Source organism: Proteiniclasticum sp. (genome assembly GCF_032054185.1).
GTDB lineage: Bacteria > Bacillota > Clostridia > Clostridiales > Clostridiaceae > Proteiniclasticum.
Window position 1 is genome coordinate 88,520 of sequence record NZ_DAMBTF010000005.1, and the last position, 13,352, is coordinate 101,871.

Annotated in this window: 11 protein-coding genes; 3 read left to right on the forward strand and 8 right to left on the reverse strand. The window is 43.7% G+C overall.

The features are described 5' to 3' along the window. Positions 1-2: 2 nt before the first annotated feature. The 6 genes from nagE (RTX25_RS04165) to RTX25_RS04190 all read right to left on the reverse strand — a co-directional run bounded on the left by nagE (RTX25_RS04165) (position 3) and on the right by RTX25_RS04190 (position 7,667). On the reverse strand, positions 3-1,490 hold the full coding sequence (gene nagE, locus RTX25_RS04165) for an N-acetylglucosamine-specific PTS transporter subunit IIBC (RefSeq protein ID WP_312650827.1): 1,488 nt from the start codon (positions 1,488-1,490) through the stop codon (positions 3-5). After that, positions 1,487-2,317, reverse strand: a complete 831-nt coding sequence (locus RTX25_RS04170) for a PRD domain-containing protein (RefSeq protein WP_312650828.1) — start codon at positions 2,315-2,317, stop codon at positions 1,487-1,489. The genes nagE (RTX25_RS04165) and RTX25_RS04170 overlap by 4 nt, the downstream gene beginning before the upstream one ends. Positions 2,318-2,479: 162 nt before the next feature. Next, a complete protein-coding gene (gene nagE / locus RTX25_RS04175; RefSeq protein ID WP_312650829.1) occupies positions 2,480-3,919 on the reverse strand; it encodes an N-acetylglucosamine-specific PTS transporter subunit IIBC in 1,440 nt (479 codons plus the stop codon). A gap of 405 nt (positions 3,920-4,324) precedes the next feature. Then, complete coding sequence (locus tag RTX25_RS04180) at positions 4,325-4,888, reverse strand: LemA family protein (protein ID WP_312650830.1); 564 nt, start codon at positions 4,886-4,888, stop codon at positions 4,325-4,327. Positions 4,889-4,932: 44 nt separating this feature from the next. Then, on the reverse strand, positions 4,933-6,831 hold the full coding sequence (locus RTX25_RS04185; RefSeq protein WP_312650831.1) for a DUF2207 domain-containing protein: 1,899 nt from the start codon (positions 6,829-6,831) through the stop codon (positions 4,933-4,935). Continuing rightward, positions 6,831-7,667, reverse strand: coding sequence for a Cof-type HAD-IIB family hydrolase (locus RTX25_RS04190; protein ID WP_312650832.1), 837 nt, complete (start codon positions 7,665-7,667; stop codon positions 6,831-6,833). The genes RTX25_RS04185 and RTX25_RS04190 overlap by 1 nt, the downstream gene beginning before the upstream one ends. Before the next feature lie 304 nt (positions 7,668-7,971). On the opposite strand from RTX25_RS04190, the gene RTX25_RS04195 reads away from it, so the two are divergent. The 3 genes from RTX25_RS04195 (at position 7,972) to RTX25_RS04205 (ending at position 11,210) form a co-directional block, all read left to right on the forward strand. Further along, positions 7,972-9,570, forward strand: coding sequence for a peptide chain release factor 3 (locus RTX25_RS04195; RefSeq protein WP_312650833.1), 1,599 nt, complete (start codon positions 7,972-7,974; stop codon positions 9,568-9,570). A gap of 186 nt (positions 9,571-9,756) precedes the next feature. Next, a complete protein-coding gene (locus RTX25_RS04200) occupies positions 9,757-9,906 on the forward strand; it encodes a hypothetical protein (protein ID WP_312650834.1) in 150 nt (49 codons plus the stop codon). Between the two features lie 299 nt (positions 9,907-10,205). After that, positions 10,206-11,210 (forward strand): rhodanese-related sulfurtransferase, encoded by a 1,005-nt coding sequence (locus RTX25_RS04205; protein WP_312650835.1) that lies wholly within the window; start codon positions 10,206-10,208, stop codon positions 11,208-11,210. A 94-nt stretch (positions 11,211-11,304) separates the two neighbouring features. Here the strand turns inward: RTX25_RS04205 and RTX25_RS04210 are convergent, their stop codons facing one another. Together RTX25_RS04210 and RTX25_RS04215 are read right to left on the reverse strand one after the other, a co-directional pair. After that, on the reverse strand, positions 11,305-11,799 hold the full coding sequence (locus tag RTX25_RS04210) for a hypothetical protein (RefSeq protein ID WP_312650837.1): 495 nt from the start codon (positions 11,797-11,799) through the stop codon (positions 11,305-11,307). Positions 11,800-11,883: 84 nt separating this feature from the next. Then, the gene (locus tag RTX25_RS04215) at positions 11,884-13,179 is read right to left on the reverse strand and encodes a M18 family aminopeptidase (RefSeq protein ID WP_312650839.1); all 1,296 of its coding nucleotides are present in this window, start codon (positions 13,177-13,179) and stop codon (positions 11,884-11,886) included. Positions 13,180-13,352 lie beyond the last annotated feature (173 nt).

Here is a 13,352-nt window from a genome sequence, read left to right on the forward strand (position 1 = left end):
TATTACTGTGCAGCTAATCTGTCTTTCACAACCAGCTTCATCTCTTCCATAATGAAGTGAACCTGCGGTCCGATGATGATCTGAACATATGGCCCCTGCTTGAATACACCCATGGCACCTATGGCTTTAAGCTTTTTCTCGTTCACGGCTTCAGGGTCACTCACTTCTAGTCTCAGCCTCGTGATGCAGGAATCGATGGATACGATGTTCTCTCCTCCTCCACAGGCTTTCAGGATATTCTTTCCGAGTTTCTTGAAGTCAGCAGTATAAAGATTGCTTTCCTCCTCCTTCTTGCTCTTCCGCAATTCTTTTCCTGGCGTCAGGATGTTGTACTTTCGTATGAAATATGTGAAAGAGAAGTAGTAAAGGAAGAAGAAGAATACACCAAGAACGAGAAGCATGCCCATATTTTTCGACATGGGTACTTTTATACTCAGCAGATAATCAGTGAGTCCTGCACTGAAACTGAAACCTGCAATCCACTGAAACCGGGCTGCTATGTATAGAGAAAGACCCGTAAACAGTGCATGGAGAAAGTATAGCTTCGGCGCGACAAACATGAAGGAGAACTCCAGAGGCTCCGTGATTCCTGTGAGAAATGATGCGAAAGCCGAAGTGCCCATAAATGACCTTGTTTTACGGATCTGACCTTTTGTCGCAGTCCGCGACATGGCAAGGGCAGCGCCTGGAAGGCCAAACATCATGATGGGGAAGTACCCTGCAAGATACATTCCAGTTTCACCATATACACCAGCAGCCTTCCAGAATTTTCCGATGTCGTTGATTCCGATAACGTCAAACCAGAAAACGGAGTTCAGAGGATGATGAAGGCCCAAAGGAATGAGGAGTCTGTTGAGAAACCCGTAGATACCTGCTCCCAGTGCACCCAGTGAACTGATTCTTGTTCCGAAAATAATGAGCATTTCATACATCATCGGCCAGATCACATATAGGACCATACTCACAAGAACCATCATAAGCGTACTGATGATCGGTACAGATCTTTTTCCTGCAAAGAAGCTGATACCCTCCGGAAGTTTCAGATCGGAATATCTGTTGAAGATCTGTGCACCCACAAGACCCGACAGAATCCCTGTAAACTGGTTGCCTATGCTGTAAAAAGCATCGCTGACCTGATATACAGGGATTCCTCTGAAAACAGCAACAGATTCCGGTGACAGCATTCTTACGACAACAAGGTATCCAAGGATACCGGAGAGAACTGCCGAGCCGTCTCTTTCCTTTGCCATGCCAAGTGAAACGCCAGCGGCAAATAGAATCGGAATATTTTCCAGTATGACCAGCCCCACCTGTACAAGCACACTTGAAATAAAAGTACTCTCCCCAAATCCTATAGGATCCATCCAGTAGCCAAGACCAACAAGGATGGCAGCTGCAGGAAGGACAGAAACGGGGAGCATAAGGGACTTTCCCAGTCTCTGACTGATGTTTAATATACGATTTTTAAGTCGTGTCAGTCTGTAGATCATTTCGTGATCGCCTTGTTCATGTGGACCATGAGATAGACCATTTCCTGAATGGTCAGTTCATGATGGAAAGATCTGCGGATAAAAGCCTTGATCTTTTTCTCCACAGTTTTAAACCGTCTATCCTTCTTCAGAAACATTTCATAGAATTCTTCCACATGGTCTTCAGTACTTGGCTGATTCAGGAGAATTCTTTTGGCAAGGAACTTGAGATGTGCATTCAGCCTCGCAAGGGATATTTCATCCTCACTGAAGTCAAAATCAAACGACTCTTCTATAATTTCAACAATACCATTGGTGAACAGAAATATCTTTGAAATGCTCTCTTTGTTCTCGCCCAGAGATGCATTGACCATATGCATGGTGATATATCCGGCTTCATGTTCAGAAAGACGAACACCTGTGGCATCCTCTATGAAATTCAGCCCTTCCATGCCCACTTTATATTCTTCTCCGTATAGACTCTTGATTTCATGAAGCATAAGATTAGGTATTTCCATTCCTTTCTTCTTTCTCTCCACAGCATAAGTGATATGATCGATCATCCCTACAAGTGCATTGACCGTCATCTGGATGCCCAGTTCTTCCTTGGCTCTGTTTCTTATTTTTTCCGTTGCATTGATAAGCTCCATGGGAGTATCACCCAGAAGCCTGTAAAAACGGTCTCTGCTGTCATCAAGAACCTCGTAGATCTTCTCGATACGGGATTCATCGACATTGTCTCCGATTTTTTTCTGAAAACCCAGTCCGGAGCCAGTAAGGATCATCTCTTGGCCATGATCTGATTGGGTTGCAACGATATTATTGTTGAATACCTTGATAATCTTCATGTTCAGCCTCCAAAAATCTCTTGATTCCATTATAGATTGAATTTCAGATTTTTCCTAGAAGATATCTATCATGTTCTAAAACATAATCCTATCAGCCTAACAGGAAAAAGGCATTGAAAAGACGGTCAGCCCTAAGGTTGACCGTCTGGCCTTTAAATCTTATTAGAGCAGCTTTTTCATTTCATCTGCAACAAACTGCACCTGTGGTCCTATGACGACCTGTACGCTTGTTTTGGATGGTCTGATGACGCCAGCAACTCCGGCTTTCTTGATTTTTGCTTCATCGACCTGAAGGTTGTCTTTGACTTCCAATCTTAGTCTAGTTACGCAGTGATCAAGGGATTCTATATTTTCTTTTCCACCCAGTCCAGCAAGGATCTGAGCTGCTAAAGCGCTGAAGTTTGTATCTCTGTTTAGAACTACGCCTTCGCCTTCTGTTGTGTCATCGTCTTCTCTTCCAGGTGTCTTAAGATCCAGCTTTGTAATCAGGAATCTGAACACGAAGTAGTAGATGGCACCCATTATAAGACCAAGTGGGAGAAGCATCAGTATATTCACAGCAAGCGGCATTCTAAGGCTCAGGAAGTAATCAACAAATCCTGCGCTGAAACCGAAACCTGCGATCCACTGGAACTGTGCTGCCAGGAATACAGAAATACCAGTTAGAAGTGCATGTACAACATACAGACCAGGAGCAAGGAACACGAATGCGAATTCCATCGGTTCTGTAACACCTGTAAAGAATGAAGATACTGCAGCTGCAAGTAGAAGTCCGCCTGCAACCTTTCTCTTGTTGTCCTTAGCTGTATGATACATTGCAAGGGCTGCTGCTGGCAGACCGAACATCATTACTGGGAAGAAACCAGCCTGGTATCTTCCAGTGATTCCTGGTGTACCTGTACTTGCCCAGAAGTTACCGATATCGTTGATACCGATGGCATCGAACCAGAATACTGAGTTCAGAGCATGATGCAGACCTGTTGGGATCAGCAGTCTGTTGAAGAATCCGTAGATACCTGCTCCAACTGCACCCATTTCAGAAATGGTTGTACCGAATGCGACAAGTCCTGAGTAAACGACTGGCCATACGAAGAAGAGTACTGCGGACACAAGAATCATGGCAAAGGATGTCATGATCGGAACCAGTCTCTTACCGCTGAAGAAGGAAAGTGCCGGTGTCAGCTGTACATGAGCGAATCTGTTGTACATACCTGCCGCAACAAGTCCGGAGATGATACCCACAAACTGATTGGCAATCTTTGTAAAGGCAACATTTACCGCTTCTGGAGCGACCTGTGTAAGCTGAGCGACAGTTCCTGGGGATAGCAGCTTAGTAACTACAAGGAAAGCGACAAGTCCTGCAAGTGCTGCTGAACCATCCTTATCCTTTGACATACCTAAAGCGACACCCACAGCAAATAGTATAGACATGTTATCAATAATAGCTCCACCGGCACTGATCAGGAATGCGGCGATCGGGCTTCCGCCACCCCAGCCTGTTGGGTCGATCCAGTAACCGATACCCATGAGTATCGAAGCGACGGGAAGTACTGCAACGGGTAGCATGAGCGATCTACCGAGTTTCTGTAGATACTTCATCATAATGATTAGTCCTCCTTTAATAAATAATGATTAATAAGTTCAATGCATATCTCATCACCGATCCACAGACTCTGCGGCCACAGTATAAAAAAAAGACCAAAGAAACAAAGCAACTGTGTTGCATGTATCTCGGTCTTGCCTGTTTACCAGTAACAATCCATGTATTTGATTTCATCTTAAACGATATCAAAAAATCTGTCAATGACTTATCAATGTTTAAAAGTTAATAAAACGTAAATAATATGGCATTTCCATGATGGAACGAGAAATATGAATGATCATAATCAACCGAAATTGATTTATCCACATGCTCTCAAATCAGGCGGAGGAGAATCACTATACAGAGAAAGTGAAAGATCCTGGTGCGTCCATCAGGGGACACTCCAGGATCTCTGTATGGTTATATTAGAACTGTACTCTTGGAACAGCTCTGTCGGCTTCAGATGCTTCAAACAGAGGTTCCTGCTTGAAGTTGAAGATTCCGGCAAAAATATTCTTCGGGAATACCTGAATGGCAGTGTTGTACTTCATTGTGGTGTCATTGTAGAACTGTCTTGAGTATCTGATTTTCTCTTCTGCATCTTTCAGTTCAGCCTGAAGGGATAGAAAGTTCTGGTCCGCTTTCAGCTGAGGATAGGCTTCCACTGTGACAAGAAGTCTTGTGAGTGCAGAGGTAAGTTCTGCATCAGCTTTCGCTGTAGCTTCAACACCTTTGGCATTAAGAACACCTGCTCTTGCCTTTGTGACATTCTCAAAAACCTCTTTCTCGTGGGAGGCATAACCCTTTACAGTCTCCACAAGATTGGGAATAAGGTCTGCTCTGTTTTTCAGCTGGACCTCTATCTGTGCCCATGCATTTTTCACTCTGTTTTTCAACACCACTAAGCTGTTGTAGACAGATATTCCATAAACGACAAGCAATACAACGAGTCCGAGAACGATCAGTAATATAACTGTTCCTGTTGGCATTTTTCATCTTCCTTTCTGTTTAAAGATTTTAGGCTGCTGATATTTTAGAAGGCACCGCCGCCTCCACCGCCTCCGCCTCCGCCTGAGCTTCCTCCGGAGAATCCTCCTCCGAATCCGCCGCCGGATGATTTGCTGGAGTTTGCAATCTGAGCTGAGCTTACAGCCGAGCTCACTCTCGACATCGTACCACCGAACGCATGGTTCATAATATAGAAATTGTTGAAGCTTCTGTAGCCGCCCATATAGGTCAGATCCGGATTACTAAGCTCAGCTTCATTGAACACCTTAGGCAGCTGATCTATGACTTCTTCAGCAACCCCAAGGGATGTAGCATAAACAAGATAATGTTCCCAGATGACCAGAGATGGAATCTCGGCTTCTTTCAGATTGGAGAAGTCCTTGAGGAATTTCCTGAAAGCTTCCCACATGGCTTTGTGTTCAACGCCCCTTCTTGTATATTTTCTGATGAAGTTTAAGGACAGAAGTCCCATCAGAAGTACACCGCCAAGTACTGCAAGTCCGATGGCGATAAAGCTTCCGAAAAAGAATATCCCGAAGATTCCTGCAAGAATGAACAATGCGGCAAGAAGCACAAATATCTTCGCACCCTGCAGAGTGTTTGCTGTAAAGAACCCCTGCTTCTCAGCGGTATCTTTGACCTTCACCTTGAAGTAATCGTAGTCTTTCTTGAACTGAAGTGCCGCCTTCTGCTTTTTCATGATGGTTTCAAGATCATCAATGACAAGGCTTCTGCCGTCTCCGATTTCATCCAGAAACCAGGTGGCCAGAAATTTTTCATGGGGAAGAAGTGTATCGAGCTTCTCCTTGTTTAGCCAAGTCAGTTCAAAAGTATCTTCCTCTTTTTTGAAGATCCTTCCGCTCTCAGTCCTGATGGGCGTCAGTCTGATCACTTTCTTTCTGGCAAGATCAAGGATCGTTGCCATGATGTCATCATCCGTTGTCCTTCCTTTCGAGAGCAGGTAGGACATGACCGCAGGACTGTAGTCTTCAGGCAGTTCACGGTAGTAGTCTCCCATGAACTCAGGTTCAAGTTCCTTTGTGAATTTCCTGAACATGAAGAAAATGGTCCCTAGAGCAGCCGCGATCCCTGCGCCGAAAATCGGTCTTGAAGTTCTTTCACGTTCTTCACGCTGTCTCTCTTCCTCGAGTTCTCTTATGGCCTCATCTCTTCTTTCATTAGCCTCATCAGCAAGCTGCTGTTCATTCTCAAGAATACTCGGAAGTTCATCCTGCGCAAAAACATTTGTAGAATCAGGAATGAGTTCCGGCGGGAAAATGGCAAGTGTTTCCACAAAATCTCCGCCTACTGAAGGAACAGTGAATCGGAATGTCCGATTGTCCACAATTTCACTCTCACCGGTCAGAGGTCCATGGGCGTATACTTTAAGATCTTCTTTCGTTGCCCCTTCCGGAATGGTTATGGTGATGGTGATGTTGTTTAATGGGATGTCCCAGCCATCGTCTATGATCTTTCTGTTGAATGTACCGATATCGTTATACTTCTCCGCTACATTGACCAGGGTATAGCCGATGTAGAAAGTTTTGCTCTCGTTTCTGGACTTTTCATAGATCTTAAGCTTTGCAAGTGATCCTGTATCATCTCGTTCATAGACGTACGCTCCAGATCCGCCGCTTTCAGAAAAGCTTGTGATACTCCCATTTTCAAGCACTCCTACTGTTATGTTTTTGATCCCGCTGGTCCGGTCATAATCGATGTCTCTAAGGATTCCATTGAAGTTTCCGTCAAAATCATAGGTGATTTCTTCCATGATCACTGCATCACCATTCTCCAGAATATCCACAGTGATATTGAATTCATCCACTTCATAATATCCATCTGAAGCTTCTACATTGAATATCGGTATGATGAAGATCAGAAGAATCATAGTCAAGACAGTTTTCAGCATTTTATGTTTATTCATTACTCCACCTCCTCATGTTTAAATTCTATCATATCAAGTTTCAGAAATCTGTTCATGGCATACGCCACCCCGTCTTCGTCATTTCTTAGGGTGATATAGTCCGCTGCATCTTTGATCACTTTCTGTGCATTGCCCATGGCAACGCCCACTCCTGCGTGGACGATCATTTCAAGATCATTCGCTGCATCACCGATACTCATGATTTCGTCATCGCGGATACCGAAAAGATCGGCCACAGCCATAATTCCGTTGAATTTTGTGACTTCCTTCTTCATGATTTCGAGATACATGGGCATCGTCCTGATGATCCGGTATTTTTCCGAAAAGGTGTCCATAATGACTTTTTCGTATCCGTTCAGCGTCTCCACTTCATCCAGAACCAGCATATTTGTTACCATGGTTTCATCAGCAAGCGCACTCGGATGCATGATGGTGAGGTCAATACCGTTAAGGCCAGCTTCATATTTCGAGTAGAGGTTTTCTCGTGGTGATATTGCCGCATCAAAAGTATGAACCGTGTAATTCGCATCGACGCTGTCGCAGACTTCAGCGATTGACTGAGCTTCGGCTGCAGTGAGATAGTTCTCATAGATGACCTTACTGTCTGCGATTCTCATTGCTCCTGCACCGTTGTTTCCGACAACAAATCCTTCATTCCCGTCGATTCCAAGTTCCTTCGCATAATCAAGAAGATTATGTATTCTTCTTCCGCTGCATAGAACAACTTTTATTCCCTTCTCATCTGCAAGTTTCAGGGCTTTCCTGTTTAATGGACTGACTTTATGTTCGGATGAAAGCAGCGTCCCATCCATATCAATTGCTACTAGTCTGATCATCTCATTCCTCCATTGCTAATTGTATTCATTATACCCCAGTTTGTATATAATTGTGTCATACTGGGATTAACATTTTATTAATAATATCGGTGCTATGGAAGGGCAACTGCCACTCCCCTTCACCTGTCCGCTCTTCAACTTTAAGAAAATATGTAGTATAATCTTTGATTATCAATTATAATATATAATTGGTCTTGTAACATGGATGACTGCCATGTATTCGGAATAAGACCTGAAATTAATGCCAGCAGATTCATTCAAAAAGAATGAATTCCATATGATTAGAAACAATTGGAGGATACCCGTGGAAGAATTAAGAAAAGAAATAGAAAGAAGAAGGACCTTCGCCATCATCTCTCATCCAGATGCCGGTAAGACAACCCTGACCGAAAAACTTCTGCTATACGGAGGAGCCATCAGGCTTGCAGGATCCGTTAAATCAAGAAAAGCAAAGAATTATGCCGTATCAGACTGGATGGAAATCGAAAAGCAGAGAGGAATTTCCGTAACGTCCTCAGTGATGCAGTTCGACTATGACGGCTACTGCATCAATATCCTGGACACTCCAGGACATCAGGACTTCTCCGAAGATACTTATAGAACCCTTATGGCTGCGGACTCAGCCGTTATGGTCGTGGATGCGGCTAAGGGTATCGAGGATCAGACAAGGAAACTTTTCAATGTCGCTTCCCTGAGAAACATACCGGTTTTCACCATCATCAACAAGATGGACAGAGAAGCAAAGGATCCTTTTGCGCTTATGGAGGACATCGAAAACGAGCTTGGCATAAAAACCTATCCCATGAACTGGCCGATTGGCTCAGGCAAGGATTTCAGAGGTGTATATGAAAGAGAAACAAGCAGCATACAGGTCTTTTCTTCCGAAGGAAAGCACGGGCAGAGCACGGTAAATTCCGTCAAGGGTTCAGTGAACGATCCTGTATTTGTGGATCTTATCGGAGAATCCTTCCATAACCAGCTGAAGGACGATATCGAACTTCTGGATATGGCAGGAAATGAGTTCGATATGGGCGAAGTCTTAAAAGGCACTCTGAGTCCGGTCTTTTTCGCATCCGCGCTCACAAACTTCGGTATAGAGCCCTTCCTCAAGTCATTCCTTGAAATGACCTCTCCTCCTCTTCCAAGAGAAACTTCAGACGGACAGGAGATCGATGTATTCAGCGATGAATTCTCCGCCTTTGTATTCAAGATTCAGGCCAACATGAATCCTCAGCATCGTGACAGAATCGCATTCATCAGAATCTGCTCAGGTAAATTCAGAAAAGGAATGGAAGTCTTCCATTATCAGGGCAAAAACAGAATCAAGCTTTCCCAGCCTACTCAGTTCCTTGCACAGGACAGAGAAGTCGTGGAAGAAGCTTACGCCGGAGACATCATTGGTGTATTCGATCCGGGCATCTATTCCATAGGAGATACCCTGACCGATCCGAAGAACAAGTTCAAGTTTGAAGGAATTCCGACCTTTGCTCCGGAACATTTTGCAAGAGTAAGACCAGTGGATACCATCAAGAGAAAGCAGTTCGTCAAAGGCGTCACCCAGGTGGCTCAGGAAGGTGCGATACAGATCTACAAAGAACTCCATATCGGTATGGAAGAAATCATAGTAGGCGTTGTGGGTACCCTTCAGATGGAAGTTCTCGAGTTTAGGCTGAAGAACGAGTATGGTGTGGAAATCAAGATCGATCACCTTCCTTACCGCTTCGTCAGGTGGATTGAAAATGAAGATGCCGATCTTGACAACATCAACATCACTTCCGATTCAAGGCTGGTTAAAGACCTTAAAGACAGAAACATCCTCCTCTTCCAGAATGAATGGGGAATTTCATGGGCACTTAGCCATAACAGCAACCTGTCTCTTACCGATGTAGGTAAGGTTGACTAGCGCCTGAATATCATCCAGAATAGATTACTCCCATAGAATATTGAGCATTATGCTTCAATTTATGGGAGTATTTTTTATCTTCACATTTTATTGTCTATTGAAAATGATATACTGATAGAATATAGAAACTTTATTTGTATTTAATATTAAAGGAGGTCATTTTAAGTTGGTAAAAGGTAAAAACAGATGCTCCTGGGATTAGGCTTGTCAGGATTAGCCATCAGCATCCTGATCTTTTCAATCGGCACAGACTCTACAGCCTATTTTTTCGGTGGCATAATTCTTGAAATCATCGGATTTTTCGTTCTGATCAGTGGGTATTCGAGGAACGATTAGGACCGCAGCATACTGCCATCCGGCCTTAAAGAGAAGAGAGAAAACAGAATACCATAACTGCCGCGTAGCCGGACAGAGTTCACATTTTCTATAAAATCTTTAGCAGGCAAGGATTCGGTTTATCAGATAACCGGGATCCTTGCCTGTGGTTTTTCTTTTCATTTACAGCTTTGCTCAAAATGTCACTCTAAGACCGACCTTCTGAATATTTCTGTCAATATAAATTGCATCCTATGGCAATTTACAAAATTTAATTTATGCGGTATACTTTATCACATCATAAAAACGGAGAAAAGAAGATGAGTAAAATGAACTATCGTGTACTGCTATATTATAAATTTACATCAATTGATGACCCAGTCCATTATGCTGATGAGCACAAGGCTTTCTGCAGAGAACTGGGTCTTAAAGGAAGAATACTTGTGGCTGAAGAAGGAATAAACGGCACCTTATCCGGAACTTTTGAAGCGACACAGGCTTATATGGACCATATGAAAAGCGATGAACGTTTCAAAGATATGGTCTTCAAGATTCATGTAGAAGAGCAAAATGCCTTCAGAAAGCTCTATGTCAAAGCAAGAGAGAGCATCATCACCTTAAACGAGGATGACGATGTGGATCCCAATGAAAAAGTCGGTACATATCTCAAGCCTAAGGAATGGTATGATATGCTTCAAAGAGACGACGTCATCATCCTTGACGGCAGAAACGGATATGAGTACGACATCGGACATTTCAGAGGCGCCGTGAGACCCGACATCACAAATTTCAAGGAATTTCCGAAGTGGATCGAAGAAAACCTGTCTGAGCATAAGGACAAGAAAGTCATCGCCTACTGCACCGGAGGTATCCGGTGCGAAAAACTCACCGGTGTTCTTCTCAATCAGGGCTTCAAGGATGTCTATCACCTTGAAGGCGGAATTGTGACCTATGGTCAGGACGAAGAGACAAAAGGAAAACTCTGGGACGGCAAGTGCTATGTCTTCGACGACAGGATTTCCGTGAAAATCAATCAGGAAGAAGATGTTATCGTCTCCCACTGTGTACACTGCGGCGTAAAAACCGACCGCTACATCAACTGCACCAATGATGACTGCCATCTCCAGCATATCTCCTGTGAAGCGTGCGAGAAGGAACATGAAGGTTTCTGCAGCGTTGCCTGCAAGAACTACATCGCCGAAAATCCCTCACGGGATGCAAGAATCCGACTGAAAGAAAAAGCGGAGCTTTACAGAAAATACGGACAGAAGCATCGAAAAGCTGAGGAAGCCTTTGAGAGACTTCAGGAAAACAGAGTGGGTTAAAAAAGACTCGGAATTTAAAAGATTCAGCCATGGTATGCAGGTCACCCTGCCCCATGGCTGAATCTTTTCTGATCATTTATTAAGCTGAAATGACTTATTTTCTCTTTACTGCATCAAGGATGGTCTGTGCATCGAAATCACGAGTTCCTTCACTTTCCACAGCCTGTGCTCCATAAAGAGTTACAGTCTTCCTGCCGGTGAAATTGAGATTGATTCTGTATATCTCGCTGATGGAAGGATTATCCCTGTAGTTTAAGATACTGTGGGTCACTCTTGTGGTCTCGTAGACCATAAGCTTTTCGAAATCGTCATAGGGATCTGAACTGTCGCCAAGATCAATCTCTACATTGACTTCATTTCCCTTGACGCCTATGCTGCTTAATGTTCTTCCGTCAGTATAGTATGCTTCAAGTACTGGTTTAACCTCTTCAATATAAGACGCGAGCTCTTCATTATCCTGCACGGAGTCCTGTGCCGGATCGACATATTCAGAAATATCCGGAGTCAGCCCAAAATAGCTGCAGCCCGATATTGCGACAGTAAGCCCTGCTATGATTGTGATCATGGAAATTTTTCTCATTATTTTCAAACTCATTCACCTCTACGTATAACTCTATTTAGAATTTTATAGTATTTCACCTCAGGACCTGTGACAAAACGAATACAATATGATTTATTTTAAGTTAAAATAAACTTCCATCGCCTTGGTCAGGTAAAGATGATCCTTGACTCCACCCAGTTCTCTGACAGAATGCATACCGAGTATCGCATTTCCGATATCCAGCGTTCTGATGGGGAGATGTGTGGATCCGATAGGTCCGATGGTGCTTCCACCGGCAAGATCACTTCTGTTGACGAAGTACTGATAAGGCACCTGGGCTTTTTCACAGAGCTCCGTAAAGACACTCATGCTGTCCGCATCGGAAGTATATCTCTGATTGGCGGATATCTTGATGACCGGTCCTTTATTGATGATCGGTCTGTTTGTCGGATCGTGCATGTCATTGTAGTTCGGATGCACACTATGGGCAAGGTCAGCTGAAATCATGAATGAGCTTTCAAGGCTCTTCAGGAACTCTTCTCTGCTTCCGCCCAGTGCATAGTACACTCTTTCCATAAGATCTCTTAGAAGTGTTGAATCTGCACCCTGCTTTGATGCGCTTCCACATTCTTCATTGTCAAAAAATGCGGCGATATTGATTCCAGAGAAAGCTTCCGCTTTCTTGACTGCAGTCAGTATGCTGTGTGTCATGGACAGGTTATCCTGTCTCTTGGACGAGATGAACTCTTCATTGAAGCCGCAGAGGCTTCCTTTTTCCGCTTCGTAGACAAACAGATCAAAATCAAGTATGGACTCCACTTCTTCTCCCAGATGTTCTGCAACCATCTTCTTCAGGAATCCCTTCTTTTCGAAATCCTTCTCCACCATCATCATGACAGGAAGGACATGCTTCTGCTTATTGATCTCCACGCCTTCATTGACTTTTCTGTTCATATGAATGGCAAGTGACGGAATATATAGAACAGGCTTCCTGAAATCAACCATGACTGATTTTGGCTTAAGAATATGATCACCTTTGACCATTACTCTTCCCGCAAGGGACAGCGGACGATCAAACCATGTGGACAGAATCGGTCCGCCATAGGTTTCCACGTTCAGTTTCAGGAATCCGTCCTGCACGATTTCCGCATCAGGCTTGATTCTGAATGCTGGAGAATCGGTATGTGCTCCAGCCATTTTGAATCCGCCTTCCAGTGGATTCTCACCGATCTGTACCACAAATAAGGACGAACCGTTCTTTGTGTAGAATACACGATCCCCTTCCTTAAGCGTCCATTTCTTTTCACCCTCTATTTCCTGATATCCTGATGAAATCAGGTCCTTCTTCATCACTTCTACTGCCTGAAAGGCTGTAGAGGATTCATGAAGAAAATCTATCAGTTCCAGAGCAAGCTTTTTTTCTTCCATTTTTTCTCCTCCAAAATTTCAACGTTATCTCTATTCTATCATGCAATTATGGGCAGCGAACATCCTAAAAGGAAGGATTTTGCAATTTACTGTCATTTTCTGATGACCATCACTTCAGGAGATTGAAAAAGGCGAAAGAACAGTCTCTCAAATTTGATGAATTGTGTTATAAT